This window comes from Oxalobacter paraformigenes (genome assembly GCF_000158475.2).
Taxonomy (GTDB): Bacteria; Pseudomonadota; Gammaproteobacteria; order Burkholderiales; family Burkholderiaceae_D; genus Oxalobacter; species Oxalobacter paraformigenes.
On record NZ_KI392030.1, the window covers coordinates 270,228 to 288,432 of the forward strand.

The 18,205-nt window shown below is 51.7% G+C and carries 18 protein-coding genes and 1 other RNA gene; 4 read left to right on the forward strand and 15 right to left on the reverse strand.

Features of this window, described 5'->3' with window-relative positions:
• Positions 1–44: 44 nt before the first annotated feature.
• The 5 genes from lapB to cmk all read right to left on the reverse strand — a co-directional run bounded on the left by lapB (position 45) and on the right by cmk (position 4,475).
• On the reverse strand, positions 45–1,220 hold the full coding sequence (gene lapB / locus OFAG_RS01235; RefSeq protein WP_005878141.1) for a lipopolysaccharide assembly protein LapB: 1,176 nt from the start codon (positions 1,218–1,220) through the stop codon (positions 45–47).
• Between the two features lie 17 nt (positions 1,221–1,237).
• Entirely contained in the window at positions 1,238–1,555 is a 318-nt protein-coding gene (locus OFAG_RS01240; protein ID WP_005878139.1) for a LapA family protein, read from the reverse strand.
• A 122-nt stretch (positions 1,556–1,677) separates the two neighbouring features.
• Positions 1,678–1,971 (reverse strand): integration host factor subunit beta, encoded by a 294-nt coding sequence (locus OFAG_RS01245; protein ID WP_005878137.1) that lies wholly within the window; start codon positions 1,969–1,971, stop codon positions 1,678–1,680.
• Positions 1,972–1,984: 13 nt separating this feature from the next.
• Positions 1,985–3,694: a 30S ribosomal protein S1 gene (rpsA, locus tag OFAG_RS01250; RefSeq protein WP_005878136.1), complete on the reverse strand. Its 1,710-nt coding sequence runs from the start codon at positions 3,692–3,694 to the stop codon at positions 1,985–1,987.
• A 112-nt stretch (positions 3,695–3,806) separates the two neighbouring features.
• The gene (gene cmk / locus OFAG_RS01255; protein WP_020994711.1) at positions 3,807–4,475 is read right to left on the reverse strand and encodes a (d)CMP kinase; all 669 of its coding nucleotides are present in this window, start codon (positions 4,473–4,475) and stop codon (positions 3,807–3,809) included.
• Positions 4,476–4,738: 263 nt separating this feature from the next.
• Between cmk and OFAG_RS01260 the strand changes: the two genes are divergently transcribed.
• From OFAG_RS01260 to ssrS, 3 genes are all read left to right on the forward strand, one after another.
• On the forward strand, positions 4,739–4,915 hold the full coding sequence (locus tag OFAG_RS01260; RefSeq protein ID WP_335328965.1) for a DUF904 domain-containing protein: 177 nt from the start codon (positions 4,739–4,741) through the stop codon (positions 4,913–4,915).
• The gene (locus tag OFAG_RS01265; protein WP_005878133.1) at positions 4,912–5,223 is read left to right on the forward strand and encodes a cell division protein ZapA; all 312 of its coding nucleotides are present in this window, start codon (positions 4,912–4,914) and stop codon (positions 5,221–5,223) included. Before OFAG_RS01260 ends, OFAG_RS01265 begins: the two co-directional genes overlap by 4 nt.
• A 59-nt stretch (positions 5,224–5,282) precedes the next feature.
• Positions 5,283–5,461: non-coding RNA, 6S RNA (ssrS, locus tag OFAG_RS13175), on the forward strand.
• A gap of 54 nt (positions 5,462–5,515) precedes the next feature.
• Here ssrS and OFAG_RS01275 read toward each other — a convergent pair.
• The 10 genes from OFAG_RS01275 to folD all read right to left on the reverse strand — a co-directional run bounded on the left by OFAG_RS01275 (position 5,516) and on the right by folD (position 15,221).
• On the reverse strand, positions 5,516–6,445 hold the full coding sequence (locus OFAG_RS01275; protein WP_005878132.1) for a 2-hydroxyacid dehydrogenase: 930 nt from the start codon (positions 6,443–6,445) through the stop codon (positions 5,516–5,518).
• Positions 6,426–7,478: a biotin synthase BioB gene (bioB, locus tag OFAG_RS01280; RefSeq protein WP_005878131.1), complete on the reverse strand. Its 1,053-nt coding sequence runs from the start codon at positions 7,476–7,478 to the stop codon at positions 6,426–6,428. The genes OFAG_RS01275 and bioB overlap by 20 nt, the downstream gene beginning before the upstream one ends.
• A 26-nt stretch (positions 7,479–7,504) precedes the next feature.
• Positions 7,505–8,191 (reverse strand): dethiobiotin synthase, encoded by a 687-nt coding sequence (gene bioD, locus OFAG_RS01285; RefSeq protein WP_005878129.1) that lies wholly within the window; start codon positions 8,189–8,191, stop codon positions 7,505–7,507.
• The gene (gene bioA / locus OFAG_RS01290; RefSeq protein ID WP_005878121.1) at positions 8,188–9,522 is read right to left on the reverse strand and encodes an adenosylmethionine--8-amino-7-oxononanoate transaminase; all 1,335 of its coding nucleotides are present in this window, start codon (positions 9,520–9,522) and stop codon (positions 8,188–8,190) included. Before bioA ends, bioD begins: the two co-directional genes overlap by 4 nt.
• Positions 9,523–9,549: 27 nt before the next feature.
• Positions 9,550–9,945, reverse strand: a complete 396-nt coding sequence (locus tag OFAG_RS01295; protein ID WP_005878119.1) for a YchJ family protein — start codon at positions 9,943–9,945, stop codon at positions 9,550–9,552.
• Between the two features lie 6 nt (positions 9,946–9,951).
• Positions 9,952–11,223: a D-amino acid dehydrogenase gene (locus tag OFAG_RS01300; RefSeq protein WP_005878117.1), complete on the reverse strand. Its 1,272-nt coding sequence runs from the start codon at positions 11,221–11,223 to the stop codon at positions 9,952–9,954.
• 35 nt (positions 11,224–11,258) lie between these two features.
• A complete protein-coding gene (locus OFAG_RS01305; protein ID WP_005878115.1) occupies positions 11,259–11,702 on the reverse strand; it encodes a hypothetical protein in 444 nt (147 codons plus the stop codon).
• Complete coding sequence (locus OFAG_RS01310) at positions 11,702–12,127, reverse strand: DNA polymerase III subunit chi (protein WP_005878113.1); 426 nt, start codon at positions 12,125–12,127, stop codon at positions 11,702–11,704. Before OFAG_RS01310 ends, OFAG_RS01305 begins: the two co-directional genes overlap by 1 nt.
• A 95-nt stretch (positions 12,128–12,222) precedes the next feature.
• Positions 12,223–14,280 (reverse strand): M3 family metallopeptidase, encoded by a 2,058-nt coding sequence (locus OFAG_RS01315; RefSeq protein ID WP_005878110.1) that lies wholly within the window; start codon positions 14,278–14,280, stop codon positions 12,223–12,225.
• Between the two features lie 74 nt (positions 14,281–14,354).
• Positions 14,355–15,221, reverse strand: a complete 867-nt coding sequence (gene folD, locus OFAG_RS01320; RefSeq protein WP_005878108.1) for a bifunctional methylenetetrahydrofolate dehydrogenase/methenyltetrahydrofolate cyclohydrolase FolD — start codon at positions 15,219–15,221, stop codon at positions 14,355–14,357.
• A gap of 272 nt (positions 15,222–15,493) precedes the next feature.
• Here folD and aceE point away from each other — a divergent pair, with 272 nt between their 5' ends.
• Positions 15,494–18,187, forward strand: coding sequence for a pyruvate dehydrogenase (acetyl-transferring), homodimeric type (aceE, locus tag OFAG_RS01325; RefSeq protein ID WP_005878106.1), 2,694 nt, complete (start codon positions 15,494–15,496; stop codon positions 18,185–18,187).
• The last annotated feature ends 18 nt before the right edge of the window (positions 18,188–18,205 follow it).

The window sequence follows — 18,205 nt, forward strand, 5'->3', positions numbered from 1 at the left end:
ACATGAGGTCGGTTCGCAAACGGTGAGAGGCTGCCATGAAGATATTATGCCGACAGCTTCATTTCTTCCACCCGTTTGGGGGGGTAGGTTTCCCACTGATGGCAGCCGGGGCATTGCCAGTAAAACTGGCGTGCTTCAAAACCGCAATGATCGCACTGATAGCGCGACAGTTTGGAAGCGTATCGTTGTACCAGATTGCGGACAAAGGAAAGATCCTGCCGGATTTCCGGCGGGACGACAAGCAACTGCGCTTCGAGCAGTTTGTCCAGCCCGAGCAGTGTCGGCGTCCTTCTCAGTTCGTCATGCACCAGTGTATTGGCCGCCTCAACGCCATCGTGTTTTAAAACGGCCTTGAAGAGGACTTCGAGCAGGTCAATTGACGCGGTTTCCGCCAGATAAGACTTCAAAAGACTGATACCTTCCTGAGGGCGTTCAACTGCCTGATATCCTTCCATCAGGCGTTGTGCGGCAAGAACGGTATGCGGCATGCTTTGTTTTTCAACCCGCCTCCAGGCGGTCAATGCCTCTTCAGGTTTTCCCAGGGCCATCAGGGCATCTCCCGTCAGGATAGTAGCGCGCACACTCATGCGGTCGATTGAAATGGCGGTTTCCAGTAAGGGAAGGGCTTTTTCCGGATGCGTATTGACGAGTTCGTCTTCCGCCAATTCACAGTAAAACTGGGCAATCTGTTTGTTCCGGCTTCCGGTTCCCGAATTTTGCAATGCTTTTGCCGCGTCAATGGCTTGTTCCCATTCTTTTTCACGCTGGAAGATTTCCAGCAGGGCGCGGCGCGCCTGAATGGAATAAGGCGTTTCGGTCAATTCCTGAAAAACTTCTTCTGCGCGGTCGAGCAGACCGGCTTTCAGGAAATCCTGACCCAGTTCATACTGGGCCTGCATGCGCTGTTCAGGCGGCAGATCGGGACGCAGCAGCAGATTCTGGTGCATACGGATGGCACGTTCTGTTTCACCGCGGCGCCGGAACAGATTGCCCAGCGCAAAATGCAGATCGGCCGTTTCCGGATCCAGTTTGACAATTTCGATAAAAGCGTCAATCGCCTTGTCGGGCTGTTCGTTCAGCAGAAAGTTCAGGCCTTTGAAATAACCTTTCGGCAGACTGCGCGATTCGGATAACAGTTGCTTGATATCGATACGTGCCGCTATCCAGCCAAGCCCGAAAAACAGGGGAATGCTCAGCAACCACCAGATTTCGAATTCCATAAAGTTTCTAAAATTAACTAGTCAATGTTTGTACCGGAAGCCGCCTGAGTCGAAGGTGCCCCCGTTTTTTTCGACGTTTCTTTGGCCAGTTCCATTTCCTCGATTTTTTTTCTTTGTCGTGTCAGATCGCGCCGGTTCCGGAAAATCATGGGCATCATTGCCAGCAGACCCAGAATACAACCTGCAATAAAGAAGCACAACACGATCAGGACTAGTGGACCTCGAAGCTCATAACCCCAAAAAAAGTATAAAGCGGTTTCCTGTGTATTTTTCAGCGCAAGCACGAAAAAAAAGATGAAAAGAACCAGTGCTATTATACGAGACAACCATTTCATAATCCTGTCCTTGTAATGGAAACGGCAAGCCGGGTCAGTTTGGGGGAAATTGATGATTGTACGTGAAAAAGGGCATCCGAAGATGCCCTTTTTCACCAGGAAGCTTAATGGACGCAAGACAATCAGTCCGATTTCGCCGCTGTGTCGACCCGCTGGCGCAATTCCTTTCCGGGTTTGAAGTGAGGCACCCGTTTTTCTTCTACCATCACTTTTTCCCCGGAACGGGGATTGCGGCCGATTCGTGGAGGACGAACGCTCAATGCAAAACTGCCAAAACCGCGAATTTCGATACGCTGACCGTCGGCCAAAGCGTCGGCCATGGCGTCCAGTATGGTTTTTACTGTCAATTCGGCGTCTTTAGCCAGCAATTGAGGATAGCTGTTCGCCAAAGAAACGATCAATTCGGATTTGGTCATCTCGCACTCTTGATTATTGCTTGTTGTCGAATTTCGCTTTCAGCAAAGCGCCCAGACTGGTCATGCCGGAAGCAGCACTGGAATCGTTCTGGATTTTTTGCATGGCTTCCTGGGTTTCCATCTGGTCTTTTGCCTTGATCGACAGTTGAAGAGTACGGGATTTGCGATCAATATTGATGATCATGACGTCGAGCTTGTCGCCAACTTTCAAATGGGTGCCGGCATCTTCAACACGGTCGCGCGAAATTTCCGATGCGCGCAAATAACCTTCGACATCGTCATTCAGCTGAATGACAGCGCCTTTCGGTTCAACCGATTTGACAGTGCCGGATACGACAGTACCTTTGTCATTCATGGCGATATAGTTATTGAAGGGATCGCCTTCCAGCTGTTTGACGCCCAGCGAAACGCGTTCGCGTTCGACATCGATTGCCAGAACGACCGCTTCCAGTTCGTCGCCTTTCTTGAAATTGTGAACGGCTGTTTCGCCCGGTTCTGTCCAGGACAGATCGGAGAGATGAACCAGACCGTCGATATTGCCCGGCAAGCCAATGAATACGCCGAAGTCGGTGATGGACTTGATAGCGCCGCTGACTTTGTCGCCTTTCTTGTGGGTTTCGGCAAATTCCTCCCACGGGTTCGGCTTGCACTGTTTCATGCCCAGGCTGATGCGACGGCGTTCTTCATCAATTTCCAGAACCATGACTTCGACTTCATCGCCCAGCTTGACAACCTTGTTCGGTGCGACGTTCTTGTTGGTCCAGTCCATTTCGGAAACGTGTACCAGACCTTCAATACCTTGTTCGACTTCGACGAAAGCACCGTAATCGGTCAGGTTGGTTACCTTGCCGAACAGGCGGGTGCCTTGCGGATAACGACGGGAAAGACCAGTCCAGGGATCGTCCCCCAGCTGTTTGACGCCCAGGGAAACCCGGTTTTTTTCCTGATCGTATTTCAGGACCTTGGCGGTGATTTCCTGACCGACTGTCAGCATTTCGGACGGATGGCGGACGCGACGCCATGCGAGATCGGTAATATGCAGCAGGCCGTCGATACCGCCCAGGTCAATGAAAGCGCCGTAGTCGGTAATGTTCTTGACGACGCCGTTTACGATGGTGCCTTCTTTCAGGGTTTCCATCAGTTTCTGGCGTTCTTCTCCCATGGACGCTTCAACGACAGCGCGACGGGACAGCACAACGTTGTTGCGTTTGCGGTCCAGTTTGATGACCTTGAATTCCAGGGTTTTGCCTTCATAAGGCGTGGTGTCCTTGACAGGACGGGTATCGACCAGGGAACCCGGCAGGAAAGCACGGATGCCGTTGGTCAGAACGGTCAGACCGCCCTTGACTTTTCCGTTAACGGTACCGGTAACGATTTCACCCGATTCCATGGCTTTTTCAAGCGCCAGCCAGGAGGCCAGACGTTTGGCTTTGTCACGTGACAGGATGGTGTCGCCATAACCGTTTTCAAGCGATTCGATAGCGACGGAGACGTAATCTCCGACATTGACTTCCAGTTCGCCGACATCGTTTTTAAACTCGTCGATAGGAATAAAGGACTCGGATTTCAGGCCGGCATTGACGACGACGAAATTATGGTCGATACGAACGACTTCGGCTGAAATGACTTCGCCGGAACGCATATCGTGACGTACAAGCGATTCTTCAAATAAAGCGGCAAAACTTTCCATTCCGGAATCTTGGGTGGATGCAACAGTAGGCATATATTAATTGTGAAAAACCGGTTATCTCAGAGAGAATAAAGCCGGGTTAGGTTTTATGAATACCCGAAAAGGCCTTGCACCTTGGACGGGGCCAAAAAAGACCGGTACGATCTTAACTGCAATTATTACTTTTCTGAACGAACAAACGGAAAATGCGTTCAACGGTTTCATCTATACTCATGACGGATGAATCGAGGGTCACAGCATCCACAGCCGGAACAAGCGGCGCTTCCTTGCGTTCTGTATCCCGACGGTCTCGTTCGATCAAATCTCTTCGCAGACTATCCATGTTATCAGAAATTCCTTTTTCCAACAACTGCTTATATCTTCTTTCAGCACGGACGTCCACGCTGGCGGTCAAAAAAATTTTAAGCTCGGCGTCGGGAAAAACGACAGTACCCATATCGCGGCCATCCGCAACCAGACCGGGCGCTTTCCGGAATCCGGTCTGCAAATTGATCAGGGCGCGTCGCACGACAGGAAAAGCAGCGATTTTTGAGGCCATGTTTCCGATGGCTTCAGTACGGATAGCGTCGGTTACCTCTTCTTTTTCCAGAAAAATCCGCTGTTTTTCGAAATGGCAGGGTAAACTAGATGCAATCGAAGCGATTTGACCGGTATCATCCGGATTTATACCGGATCGCATTACGGATAGAGCCGTCAGGCGATACAATGCACCGGAATCGAGATAGTGAAAGTGAAGTTTCCCGGCAAGTATTTGCGCTACGGTGCCTTTTCCCGAAGCGGTAGGGCCATCAATGGTAATGACGGGAATGTTCATGGATGAGTTTGACACGGTTATGAGTTATCGGGTGAAATGAAAAATTCCAGCTTCGGCGCTCGTGATTAACGACATATTATTCGGATTGAACAAAATATTTCTGAGTAATATCCGTGCAGAGTTAGAATTTGGGGTAAAAATGGTACACAAGAGAACGTTATCGTGCAACCAGTCGTTTTTTACCGGTTTGACAACCTTAATTTCTACTGCGACATTTGAAAATGATTTCAGAATTTGACTTATTGTCGGAAAAAATCAGTCAATTGGCTAGCTTAACTCATGCCTTGAGAAGAGAAAATGCCGATTTGAGATTGAAGAACACGGAATTGAAACTGGAAAACCAGCAACTGGCAGAGCGGATGGAAAGTGCCCGCCAGCGGGTATCTTCCCTGATACAGACGTTGCCAGTAGCGGCTAGCGAAGAGGAGGCCGTTAAATGATACAGATTGATGTGACCATTATGGGGCAATCTTATCGGCTGGCATGCAGGGAAGAAGAAGAAAAGAAATTAAGGGAAGCCGTTGCCTATCTCGATGGGAAAATGTGCGCCATCCGCGACGCCGGAAAAATACGGGGAAATGACAGGATCGCGGTAATGGCGTCACTGGCTATCGCGGCGGAATTATTGTCAACGAAATCGCCGAATGGCCCTTTGTCCGAAATGACTATGGCGGAAATCAAGCAGAAAATGGATGCCATGAACAATGTGCTGGATCAAGCGCTGATCCCCCAGGAAGATCTTTTCTGACACGGTGCAAATTTCCGGAATAAAGTGGTTGACAGAAGTTCTTATTGAGGTAGACTGAAACTACCCTGCGGTGTTCGTGATTGTCATATATTCTTTGAACCATTTCTGAGCACAGGTTGCGGAATTTTGTTGGATGGGCGTGCGCATCGCTCGTTCGATGAACCCGAAGTCCGACTTACCGTGACCACCTTGAACCTTCGGTTCAAGATGCCGACATAGCGGCACAGGCGGGGTTCCATTGGCGATCGGCTGCATGCAACATGCAGCCGGTTTTTTATGACAAAACCGTTTTTCAGTATCCTTTTTGACGATTGACTTCGGAAGTCAGCGTTTCGCCTCTTTCAAATGCGTGGACGTAACTGGCGACCTGTTCCACCGTTTCACGACAGATTGTCAATGCCCCGATATGGGGCGTAATTGTAATGTTGTCGTTGTTCCAGAAAGGATGATCGTGTGGAAGCGGTTCCTTGCTGGTGACATCGAGAGTGGCTGCCCGGAGCATTCCGCTTTTTAAGGCATCCAGCAGATCGTTGTCAATCAGATGGGCACCTCGCCCCGCATTGATCAGATAGGCGCCTCGTTGAAGCTGGCGGAAGAGGTCCAGATTGAGGATGCCTGTCGTTTCGGCCGTGAGCGGTAAAAGGCATACCAGTATCCTGACGTTTTTGAGAAACGCCGACAGCTGGTCCCTGCCGAAATAGCCGTCAACATCAGTCATGATCTTTTTGTGACGGCTCCAGCCCCGGATGGGGAATCCGAATGGCTTGAGCGCTTGTGCGACAGCGGTTCCCATGATTCCCATGCCCATGATGCCGACGGTAAAGTCTTCACGTTGGTAAGGTTCCAGCGTTTCCCAGATTCCGTTTCTTGCCTGCCTGTCGTATTCGTCAAAACGGCGGAAGTACCGGAGTACGGAGTGCGTAACGTATTCAGCCATCTGAATGGCCATGCCCGCATCTTCCAGGCGAAAAATAGGAACCCCGGCCGGAATGACATGGCTTAAGGACAACAGGGAATCGACTCCTGCAGCAAGGTTGAAAATGGCTTTTAGCCCCGTTCTGTTCCGGAACAGCGCTTCGGGAGGGTGCCAGACCAGTGCATAGTCCGCCGGATCGCTGTCGCCTTCACGCCATAAGCGGATATCGGCCTCGGGCAAGGCGGCAGCCAGTTTCGGCAGCCATTCGGCAGGATTTTCACCTTCGTTATAATACAGAATGCGCATGGTCGTGTTCCTCCAAACCGGGCATTCTTGCTTTCACTTCAGTCGATTCATGGGTTTTCAGGCCCAGTTTGGCCAGCAGGGCGCGATCCTCGTTCGCTTCCGAATTGTCCGTTGTCAGCAGTTTTTCGCCATAAAATATGGAATTGGCGCCGGCAAGAAAACACAAGGCCTGAATGGCTTCCCCCAGTTCGTGACGTCCTGCAGACATACGGACTCTCGCTTCCGGCATGACGATTCTTGTGACGGCGATCGTTCTGACAAATTCCAGCGGATCGAGCGGTTTCACATCCTGTAATGGCGTGCCTTCGATCGGGACAAGGTGATTGATCGGTACCGCTTCCGGGTAGGGATTCAGGTTGGCAAGCTGGGAAATCAGTTCGGCTCGTTGCTGACGCGATTCGCCCATGCCGATAATGCCGCCGCAACAGACCTTGATACCCGCTTTGCGGACGCGCCCGAGCGTATCCAGCCTGTCCTGATAGGTTCGTGTCGAAATAATATGGGTGTAATGACTCGGCGCTGTATCCAGATTGTGATTGTAATAATCGAGACCGGCTTCTTTCAGTTTTTCCGCCTGCTCTTCCTTCAGCATGCCCAGTGTCATACAGGTTTCAAGACCAAGTGATTTCACGGCACGGACGATCTGGAGATATTTTTCAAAATCCCGGTCATTGGGAGAACGTCCTGATGCGCCCATGCAAAAACGGGTGGCGCCGTTTTCCCTGGCTTTGCGGGCTGCGGCAACGACTGTGTCCAGACTGAGCATTTTGCTGGGAGTGACATCCGTGTTGTGATGAATGGATTGTGAACAATATCCGCAGTCTTCGGTGCAGGCTCCTGTTTTCAGCGATATCAGGGTAGCCAGTTCAACATCGCCCTCCGGAAAATGGGCGCGATGGATTTCCTGTGCGCGAAACATCAGTTCGTGAAACGGCAATTCGTACAATGCCAGAATGTCTTTCACCGGCCAGGTTTCCGGTGGGGAAACGGTTGTCGGGGTGGCAGAAGGATAAAAAGTAATGGGTTGTGACATGTAATTTTCTTTCAGTACAATCGGTTTTAGAAGGGACAGCCCGGCAGTTTGCTCAAATCGAGATAGGCATCCGCTTCCGAGAATGATTCAAGATAAGGCATCGTTCCCAGTAGCGGTGTATTCAGCCAGGTTTCGAGTGTGCGGATATTGTCATCGGCAAAAGGCATGTGTGGCTCTATCCGGTTTGCGATCCAGCCAGCCAGGTTCAGGCCACGTGCACGAATTGCCTCGGCAGTCAGCAATGCATGATTGATGCAGCCAAGTTTCAGTCCGACGACCAGAATGACGGGAAGATTCAATTGTACAGCGAGATCGGCGCTGGAAGTACTGTCGGTGAACGGGACGCAAAAACCGCCTACACCCTCGACGATGACAGCATCGGCCTGACGGCGGATTTCGTTGTAGCAGGACAGGATATGGAGCAGCTCGATCGGTCGCTGATCCAGCAATGCCGCCAGGTGAGGTGCGATCGGCGTCTTTAAAAGGTAGGGGGCTATCAATGATAGCGGCAATTCCGTGTTGGAAGCGGCGATAAGCGCATCGACATCTTCGTTATGCCACTGGCCGCCGATTTCGGAAGCGCCCGCTGCTACCGGTTTCATCGGCGCCACATGCAGCCCTTTTTTTGCCAGTGCACGGATGAGAGCGCAGGAAACCGTGGTTTTCCCGATTTCGGTGTCCGTGCCTGTAATGAAATAGGACAAGGGGTTCATTCTTCAATAACCTCTTCAAACACCGCTTTCGTTTTGTCAGCCAGAAGCGCAATATCCGTATCGTTCAGAATGTAGGGAGGCATCAGATAGACCGTATTGCCGATCGGGCGCACCAGCAATTCATGTTTTAAGGCGGTCTCGAAAAAACGGCGCGGGAAAGCGACTTCTTTTTCGGCAGGCATGACAGCGTCGAATGCCCAGATCATTCCGCAGTTCCTGAAATGCCGGACTTTGGGATGGGTCTTCAAGGGGTCGAGTGCTTTATCCAGCTTTTTCGAAATGCCCCGATTTTGGGAAATGACGTTGTGAAGTCGGAACAGGTCGAGGCTGGCCAGGGCGGCGCGACAGGCCAGCGGGTTGCCTGTATAGGAATGCGAATGAAGAAAACCCCGGGTGATGTCCCGGTCGTAAAAAGCATTGAATACGGTGTCCGTTGTCATGACCGCGGAAAGGGGCAGATATCCTCCGGTAATACCTTTGGAAAGGCACAAGAAGTCCGGCCAGATTCCGGCCTGTTCACAAGCGAAGAAAGTGCCTGTTCTGCCGAAGCCGACGGCAATCTCGTCGGCGATCAGATGAACGTGATAGTGCTTGCACAATTCACGGATCCGTTTCAGGTATTCCGGAGAGTACATGACGAACCCGGCAGCGCATTGGACAAGCGGTTCGACAATGACAGCAGCAATCGTGCCGGCTTTTTCCTGTAGCAGGGTTTCCAGTTTGTCTGCCGCTTCACGGGCGATATCCGTTCCGGTCTGGCCATCCTTGGCTTGGCGGTTGTCGGGTGACGCGACAATGTGGGAATTACGGATCAGGGGAGCATAGGAATCCCGGAAGAGCGTGACGTCCGTGACAGAAAGCGCGCCAATAGTTTCACCGTGATAACTGTTTTCAAGACAGACGAATTCCTGTTTTTGGGGTTGTCCGCTGTTTTTCCAGTAGTGAAAACTCATTTTCAGTGCGATTTCAATCGCTGATGCGCCGTCTGACGCATAAAAGCAATGCCCGAGGGCATTCCCGGTCAATGCAGATAATCGTTCGGAGAGTTCGACGACAGGCTCATGCGTACAGCCAGCCAGCATGCCATGTTCCAGCTTGTCCAGCTGATCTTTCACCGCTTTGCTGATGAAAGGGTTGGCATGTCCGAACAGATTGGTCCACCATGAGCTGATGGCGTCGAAATAACGGTTGCGATCCTGATCGTACAGCCAGACGCCCTTGCCTTGCTTTAACGCAACCAGTGGAAGCGTTTCATGATGTTGCATTTGGGTACAGGGATGCCAGACGCTTTTCAGGCTCCGTTCAATCCAGCGGGAAGATCGGGTATGCATGTGTTTTACAAAAACAGGTTTTCAAAATTAAAAAAAAGTGCCATCAAAGTAATACCATTGCGAATCTTTTTTGATGAATCGGCTGATTTCATGCAGCTTGTGCATTCGTCCGTTCTGTTTGTAACGGGCAATGAATTCCACCGTTGCGCGATCTTCATGTTCCTGATGACGGATGATTTTCAGGCCTATCCATTTGATGGGCGTATTTTTTTCGATAATGGTGCCGGATGGACGGTTTTCTTCGCTCCACGTTTCAAGCAGATAGCGTTCATTGCCGGTAACGTAGGCGCTGTAACGGGAACGCATCAGTGTCAATGCATCTTCAGCAGTCGCTTTGCCAGTCAGGTATGGTTCACAGCAATTTTCAAATGACGGGTTGCCGCATGGACAGCTTTCCGTTTCCGTAATTTTCTTTTTGGGCATGCCGTCCTACTTCATTCCGCAAAATTCGAAATCGACTTCCGGCAAGCGGCCCGAGACAATATCCGCTATCGAGCGGCCGGAACCGCAACCCATCGTCCATCCCAACGTGCCGTGTCCGGTATTCAGGAAAAGATTGCGATACTTCGATTTTCCGATATAGGGTATGTTGGAAGGCGTCATCGGGCGCAGGCCTGTCCAGAAATGAGGCTGGTCATAATCGCATGCGTCCGGGAAAAGTTCCGATGTGCGCCGGATCAGCGCCTGGCAGCGGGCTTCATTAAGCTGACGGCCGTAACTGTTCATTTCAGCGGTTCCCCCAACGCGCAGCTTGTTTCCGAGCCGTGAAAAGACAAGTTTGTAACCTGCATCGATCAGCGAAACATAAGGCGCCTTGTCGGGATCCCTGACCGGAAAGGTGGCGGAATAGCCCTTTGCCGGATAGATCATCAGGTTGATGCCGAGCGGTTTCAGGAAAGGTGCCGAGAAGCTGCCCAGCGAAATGACGAAAGCGTCGCCTTCAATAACCTCGAATTCGCCGGTGGGCGTGATGGTCTCTACCGCACTTATTCTGGCGGCAGAACCGGTTCCTTCTTTCAAAAGCCGCGTTGCCGTGGTATTGAAGCGAAATTCGACACCGTGTGCCGCTGCTTTTTCAGACAGGGCAATCGTGAATTCCCGGGAATCGCCGTGTTCATCGTCGGGAGTGAAATCGCCACCGATCAATTTGTCACGCACCGGAGACAGGGCCGGCTCGATACGGACAACTTCATCCGGACTGATAGTATTGCGCGGACAACCGAGCGAGGTCATCAGTGTCGCGCCTGCCTTGGAGGATTCATAGTCCGCCTTGTCGGTATAGAAGTGCATGATTCCGCGGCTCAGATGAGTGTATTCAATGCCCGCTTCCTGCCGCAACGCTCTCAGGGTTTTTTTGCTGAAGTCGGACATGGCGACACACTGGCGCGTATTGTAAGCGGTCCGTTTGGGGGTACACTCCAGAAGAAAACGGATGCCCCATTCCCACTGAAGCTGTTCGGCGCGAAAGCGGTACAGCAAAGGCGCATCGTCCTTGCCGAGCCATTTCAGGATTTTGGAGGGCGCAGAAGGGTTTGCCCAGGGTTCAGAGTGGGAAACGGAAATCTGCGAGCCGTTTCCGAATGTGGTCTCCTGTGCAGCGCCGGGCTGGCGTTCTATAACGATGACTTCGTGTCCTGCCTGACGCAAAAACCAGGCTGCAGCCGTTCCCGTAATACCCGATCCCAGTACGATGACTTTCACAATTCGCCTCTTCGATTATCTGTTCTGAAGCCGGTTCACGATCCCGGCCCGTTTTTTTCCGTTATTTTAAGATGATTGTTTGTGGAAAAAAATTCTTTTTGTCTCAGTCTGTGAAGTTCGTCGGTCACGGCATGGGTAACGACAACATCCAGCGTGCTTTGCAAGTCTTTCCGGATTTCGCTAACGAGCGTTCCCGTCATTTTCTGGATGCTTGAGGCCAGGTTTTGCTGGATGATTTCCTCGAGCACAAACTGAATCCGTTCCTCCACGCGCCGCAATATTCTTTCAGCCAAACGCTGTTCAAGCTCGTTCCATGCCGTTTCGTTCTGTGTCGCATCGACCAGATCGGGCAATGTCGACAGTATTTCGGTCAAAACAGGATAGTCCTCTGCAGCATGGTCGTTTGAACCGGCTTCCGGACAATCGTTATCCTGTTTCATGCCGTTTTTGTCGGGATTGAATTCGTTGGGGGTATTCATTATTTCGCCATTTCATGATGGAGAGCGTAACCGCGTTCCCGGTAATGGACATATCGCTGACGGCCTGCTTCCGTATCGGCCGTTTCAGTCGAAACCAGCTCGATCAGGCGATCGAACCGGGCGTAACATGCGGGTATGGCCGGCGAGAGATTGACCAGAATCTGATGGTGCGGCATTTCGCATTGATCGTCGTATGTCAGGAGAACCGGAGAGCGTGATGCCAGCCGGTCTCCGAGCATGGCGTGAGGCAGAAAGTCGGAGTCCGAGAAAGTCCACAATGCATCATCCAGCCTGTTTAGCAGATTTCTGTCGGATGACAGAATCACAATTCTGGAATCAGGCGCATTCAAAAAAGCTTTCCGTACCCATCGGCAGGTATAGTTGATTTTGTCTGCAATATGAGTACGGAATTCGATTTTTGTCATAAAACCTGCCGGCCTGAAGAGGAAAGATATGCGTCAATTGCCCCGAATGCTAACCGGGTCAATTATGAAGCGTTTTCCCTTCATTAGTAAAGGTTTTATGCAGCCAGTCCGTTATGACGGAGCAGGGCGTCGATCGAAGGTTGACGACCTCTGAAGGCGACGAACGATTCGATGGCCGGCCGGGAACCGCCAACTGACAGGATTTCTTCCAGCAGTCTGGCGCCCATCTCCGGTGAAATCAGATCGTTTCCGTCCGCAAGCGATTCCTCAAATGCGCTGTAAACGTCGGCCGACAAAACTTCCGCCCATTTATAACTGTAATAACCCGCGGCATAGCCGCCTGCAAAGATATGGCTGAACGATTGCAGGAAACGGTTGAATTCCGGAGGAATGACCACTGCATATTTTTTGCGGATTCCATCCAGCACATCCTGCACACTGTACTGTCCATCCGGATCGTAATCGTAATGCAGATGCATGTCTGCCAGAGAGAATTCAATCTGCCGCAGCATTTGCAGGCCGGACTGGAAATTCCTGGCGGCCAGCATTTTATCGAACAGTTTTTTCGGCAGAGGTTTTGCCGTGTCAATATGGGAAGTCATATGCCGGACAACATCCCACTCCCAACAGAAGTTTTCCATGAATTGGGAAGGCAGCTCAACCGCGTCCCATTCCACGCCTGCTATACCGGATACGCCAAGTTCATCAACTCTGGAAAGCAGATGATGCAAGCCATGTCCGAATTCGTGAAACAGCGTCATGACTTCGTCGTGTGTGAAAAGAGCCGGCTGCCACTTGCCGTTTTTTTCGATCGGCGATGAAAAATTGCATGTCAGATAAGCCACAGGAGTCTGAAGTCCGTTTACGGTAATACGGCGGCTTCGGGCGTCATCCATCCATGCGCCTCCCCGTTTGCCCGGACGGGCATACAGGTCCATGTAGAACTGTCCGACCAGATTGCCGTCTTTTTCGATCCGGAAAAACTTGACGTCTTTGTGCCAGACCGGCGCCTTGTCGGGGAGGATGGTGACGGAATACAGCGTCTGGACCAGTCTGAAAAGACCTTCCAGAACCCGGGGTTCCGGAAAATACTGTTTTACTTCCTGTTCGGAAAAAGCGTAACGTTGCTGGCGAAGTTTTTCGGAAACGTAGGCCATGTCCCAGGCCTCCAGATCGGCGATGCCCAGTTCCTCTCTGGCAAACTGTTTCAGTTCGGCCAGATCTTTTTCAGCAAAAGGTCTCGCTCTTTTTGCCAGATCTTCCAGAAAAGCGATAACTTCGTCCGGTGTGCGTGCCATTTTCGGAACCAGCGATACCTCGGCATAGTTCCGGTAACCCAAAAGAGCGGCTTCTTCCTGTCGCAAACGCAAGAGTTCGCCGATATTGCCCGTATTGTCCCATTCTGGACGCGCGCCCAGTTCTGACGCGCGGGTTGCATTGGCCCGGTACATTTTTTCCCGGAGGTGACGGTTGTCGGCGTACTGCATCAACGGATAAAAGGACGGGAAATGCAGGGTAAATTTGTAACCCGTCTTGTTTTCGGACTGGGCGGCAGCGCGTGCGGCATGGAGTATGTCTTCCGGCAATCCTTTCAGTTCGGCTTCATCCTGGACAAGCAGCTCGAAATCATTGGTGGCGTCAAGGACGTTTTCGGAAAAACGGGTAGAGAGTGACGCCGTTTTTTCCTGGATTTCGGCAAAACGCTTTTTCCTGTCATCCGGAAGTTCCGCACCGCCCAGACGGAAATCGCGCAGTGTGTTTTCAATGACGCGTTGACGTGCCGGACTCAGAGAGCTGAATGAAGAGCCATTCCTGATGGCCTTGTATTTTTCGAACAAGGCCAGATTTTGTGAAAGCGATGTCCAGAATTCCGTGATTTTGGGAATGTTTTCATTATAAACAGCGCGCAGTTCAGGCGTATCGACGACAGCGTTGAGGTGTCCGACGATACCCCAGGCGCGGCTCAGTTGTTCTGTACAGTCGTCCAGCGGTGTAATGAAGTTGTCCCAGGTAATTTCCGCCATGGGCGCTTCCAGTTCTTCGACAACCGTTTTGCAGTGGTTCAAAAGTGTGTCGATTGCCGGTGTAACATGTTCCGGACGGATCTGGTCAAAGCGGGGAAGACCTTCAAAGTTCAGTAACGGATTGGTCATCGGATACTCCTTTTGAATAAGTCATTTCAAATGAAAAAGGTACGCTTTTGCGTACCTTTTTTGCCGGACAGGCATTATTGTTTCTGTTTGCACTGCAGTTTTTTTTCAGCTGCCTCGATGGCATTGGCCAGCAGCATGGTGATTGTCATGGGGCCGACTCCACCCGGTACCGGCGTGATGTAACCAGCCACTTCCTTGACATTCGGAAAATCCACATCGCTCCAGAGTTTGCCGTTTTCGTCCCGTTCGACGCCAACGTCGATCACGACGGCTCCCGGTTTGACCATGTCGGCCTTGATAATGTTTCGCTGGCCGGTCGCGGCGATCAGGATATCGGCAAGGCGGGTGTGATAACCCAGATCGCGGGTCTTGGAGTTACAGATCGTGATGGTTGCACCGGCTTGCAAGAGCAGCATGGACATCGGTTTGCCGACAATATTTGATGCTCCGACAATCACGGCATGGGCTCCACGAACCGGGTAATTGATCGATTCCAGCATTTTCATGACGCCGTGCGGGGTGCAAGGTTTGATTCTCGGTTGCCCTGTCATCAACAGACCGGTATTGACCACGCTAAAGCAATCCATGTCTTTTTCCGGATCAATCGCTTCGATTACCTTGCGGGGATCGATATGGTCGGGTAAAGGCAACTGGACCAGAATGCCGTGGACAGACGGATCTTCGTTCAGGACACGAATCCGTTCCAGCAGTTCCGCTTCGCTGAAGTCGGCATCGTATTTTTCGAGAATGGAACGGATGCCGTTTGCCTTGCAGGCACGTTCCTTGTTCAGCACGTAAACCATGGAAGCCGGGCTGTCGCCGACCAGAATCACGGCCAGTCCCGGCGTTTCTCCAGCCGCCGTCAGTTTGGCAGCACGTTCGGCTATGTCCTTGCGGATTTCCTTGGCCAGCTCATTTCCGTTGATAATTTGGGCAGTCATGTTATTTGATGAATGAAAAAACCGTTAAAAAAACATTGTACGATGATATATCTTGTCCGTTTTTCGCGCTTGACGACAAGTAAACCCTATAAATTACACGAAAATCCGCATTTTATGAAGAGTCAGCCGGCTTTTTCTGCATGTAGTGATGTAAGCGGTCACTTTTTCTCTGCGATTTGACAGGTGCCAGGCCATCTTCTGGTTTATTATCTTTTCAGATGCGTGGTCTTTCGGATTGCATGCAGTTTTTCGGCCTATATTTGGGAGGAGTTATGGCGAGTCAGCAGGATGACGTTTTCATTCATTATCAGGATCGGGACGAACGGGAAACATCGGAATGGCTGGATGCGCTTCATGCCGTTATCGAAAACGAAGGGCCGGAACGGGCTCATTATCTGATGGAAAGGCTGGCCGATGTGGCGCGGCAAAAGGGCGTCAACCTTCCCTTTTCCAGCAATACCGCCTATATCAATACCATTCCTCCCGAGCGGGAACAGCGCTCTCCCGGCAATATGGCTTATGAGGCACGTCTTAGGGCATGGATGCGATGGAACGCCATGGCAATGGTGGTGCGTGCCAACAGGGAGGGGGACAATCTGGGGGGACATATCGCCTCGTTTACCTCGGTTGCCACCATGTTCGGGACGGGATTCAATCATTTCTGGCGGGCGCCAACGGAAACCTTCGATGGCGACCTCGTCTATTTTCAGGGGCATTCTTCACCGGGCGTCTACGCGCGTGCCTTTATCGAAGGGCGGCTTACCGAGGAACAGCTTGAAAATTTCAGGCGTGAAGTGCATGGAAACGGTTTGTCTTCCTATCCCCATCCAAAACTGATGCCCGATTTCTGGCAGTTCCCGACAGTATCCATGGGACTGGGGCCCATTATGGCGATTTATCAGGCCCGTTTCCTGAAATACTTGCAGGCGCGGGGTATTGCCGATACGGCAGGCCGGAAAGTATGGGTATTCTGCGGTGACGGTGAAATGGATGAGCCCGAAGCCAAGGGAGCGATCAGTCTGGCGTCCCGTGAATCGCTGGACAATCTGATCATGGTCGTCAATTGCAATCTGCAACGCCTGGACGGTCCGGTGCGCGGAAACGGCAAAATCATTCAGGAACTGGAAGCCGATTTCCGGGGAGCCGGCTGGAATGTCATCAAGGTTATCTGGGGTTCCGACTGGGATGAATTGCTGGCTCGGGACAAGGACAATATCCTGAAAAAAGTCATGATGGAAACAGTGGATGGCGAATACCAGAGTTACAAGGCAAGAGACGGCGCTTATGTACGAAAGCATTTTTTCGGCAAGGATCCGCGACTGCTGAAAATGGTCGAGAACATGTCGGACGATGAATTGTGGCGGCTGTCGCGTGGCGGTCATGACCCCCAGAAAGTCTATGCCGCGTTCAAGGCCGCGCAGGAACATACAGGACAACCGACCATCATACTCTGCCAGACTGTCAAGGGGTATGGAATGGGCAAAGCCGGCGAAGCGCTGAATATCGCCCATCAGGTCAAAAAACTGGATGACAAGACCATTCGTACCTTGCGCGATCGGGCAGGTGTCCCGATTCCTGATGATCGGCTGGACGACATTCCTTTTTACCGGCCACCGGAAGACGCGCCGGAAATGATTTACCTCCGGGAATGCAGGAAAGCGCTGGGCGGTTATCTTCCTCATCGCAGACAGAAAGCGGATGAATATCTGCCGGTTCCGCCTCTTTCCGCTTTTTCCGCTCTGCTGGAACCGACGCATCCGGGACGTTCGATTTCAACGACGCAAGCCTATGTCAGGGCACTGGGCATTCTGCTGCGGGCTCCGGAGATCGGCAGGCGGATTGTTCCCATCATGGTGGATGAATCGCGGACCTTCGGCATGGAAGGGCTGTTCCGCCAGATCGGCATTTACAATCCCAAGGGACAACTGTACGAACCGGTCGATTCCGATGAAGTCATGTATTACCGGGAAGATAAAACAGGACAAATTCTTCAGGAAGGCATCACGGAAGCGGGCGGTATGTGTTCATGGATCGCTGCGGCGACCTCTTATTCGGTCAGCAACCGGATCATGCTGCCTTTTTATACCTATTATTCCATGTTCGGTTTCCAGAGAACGGGCGACCTGATGTGGGCGGCCGCCGACATGATGGCACGGGGGTTCCTGATCGGCGGTACGGCGGGAAGGACAACCCTGAATGGAGAAGGATTGCAGCATGAAGACGGACAGAATCATGTTTTTGCCGCCACGATTCCGACGTGCCGGCCATACGATCCCGGTTTTGCCCATGAAGTGGCGGTTATCATTCAGGACGGCGCCCGTCGTATGGTGGAAGAACAGGAAGATGTTTTCTATTACATTTCCGTCATGAACGAATCCTATCCGCAGCCGGGCATAAAGCCGGGACAGGAAGAGGGCATTCTGAAAGGCATGTACCTGTTGCAGGAAGGTGAAAAGAATTTGCCTCACCGCGTCCAGCTGCTCGGTTCGGGAACGATTACCCATGAAATGCTTTCCGCTGTCGATCTTCTGAAAGATGACTGGAATGTCGCGGCAGACATCTGGTCTGTCACTTCCTTTACGATGGTGGCGCGTGAAGGCAATGATGCCGAGCGCTGGAACATGATGCATCCCGGAGAAACACCGCGAGTTCCCTACGCAACCGAATGCCTGAAAAGTACAGCGGGGCCAATCATCGCTTCGACGGATTATGTCCGGCTCTTTGCGGAACAGATACGGGCCTACATTCCGGAAGGCAGGTCTTATACTGTTTTGGGAACCGACGGTTTCGGCCGTTCGGACACGCGGGCCAATCTGCGCCATTTTTTCGAAATAGACCGGTATTACGTCACGCTTGCGGCGCTGGAAGCGCTGGCCAAAACGGGCGATATTCCTGCTGAAACGGTTTCGGAAGCGATTGAAAAATACCGGATAGACAGGGAAAAGCCGAATCCGGTCGATATGTGAGAGAACTGCGCATCAAAA

Coding starts and splice junctions, on each gene's coding strand:
- aceE (WP_005878106.1), top strand. CDS start 15,494: ATGGCGAGTCAGCAGGATGACGTTTTCATTCATTATCAGGATCGGGAC.
- OFAG_RS01295 (WP_005878119.1), bottom strand. CDS start 9,945: ATGCCCAAAAAGAAAATTACGGAAACGGAAAGCTGTCCATGCGGCAAC.
- OFAG_RS01305 (WP_005878115.1), bottom strand. CDS start 11,702: ATGAATACCCCCAACGAATTCAATCCCGACAAAAACGGCATGAAACAG.
- OFAG_RS01275 (WP_005878132.1), bottom strand. CDS start 6,445: ATGCGCATTCTGTATTATAACGAAGGTGAAAATCCTGCCGAATGGCTG.
- bioD (WP_005878129.1), bottom strand. CDS start 8,191: ATGAACCCCTTGTCCTATTTCATTACAGGCACGGACACCGAAATCGGG.
- OFAG_RS01245 (WP_005878137.1), bottom strand. CDS start 1,971: ATGACCAAATCCGAATTGATCGTTTCTTTGGCGAACAGCTATCCTCAA.
- cmk (WP_020994711.1), bottom strand. CDS start 4,475: ATGAACATTCCCGTCATTACCATTGATGGCCCTACCGCTTCGGGAAAA.
- folD (WP_005878108.1), bottom strand. CDS start 15,221: ATGACTGCCCAAATTATCAACGGAAATGAGCTGGCCAAGGAAATCCGC.
- bioA (WP_005878121.1), bottom strand. CDS start 9,522: ATGCATACCCGATCTTCCCGCTGGATTGAACGGAGCCTGAAAAGCGTC.
- OFAG_RS01265 (WP_005878133.1), top strand. CDS start 4,912: ATGATACAGATTGATGTGACCATTATGGGGCAATCTTATCGGCTGGCA.
- OFAG_RS01240 (WP_005878139.1), bottom strand. CDS start 1,555: ATGAAATGGTTGTCTCGTATAATAGCACTGGTTCTTTTCATCTTTTTT.
- OFAG_RS01315 (WP_005878110.1), bottom strand. CDS start 14,280: ATGACCAATCCGTTACTGAACTTTGAAGGTCTTCCCCGCTTTGACCAG.
- OFAG_RS01310 (WP_005878113.1), bottom strand. CDS start 12,127: ATGACAAAAATCGAATTCCGTACTCATATTGCAGACAAAATCAACTAT.
- rpsA (WP_005878136.1), bottom strand. CDS start 3,694: ATGCCTACTGTTGCATCCACCCAAGATTCCGGAATGGAAAGTTTTGCC.
- lapB (WP_005878141.1), bottom strand. CDS start 1,220: ATGGAATTCGAAATCTGGTGGTTGCTGAGCATTCCCCTGTTTTTCGGG.
- bioB (WP_005878131.1), bottom strand. CDS start 7,478: ATGTCACAACCCATTACTTTTTATCCTTCTGCCACCCCGACAACCGTT.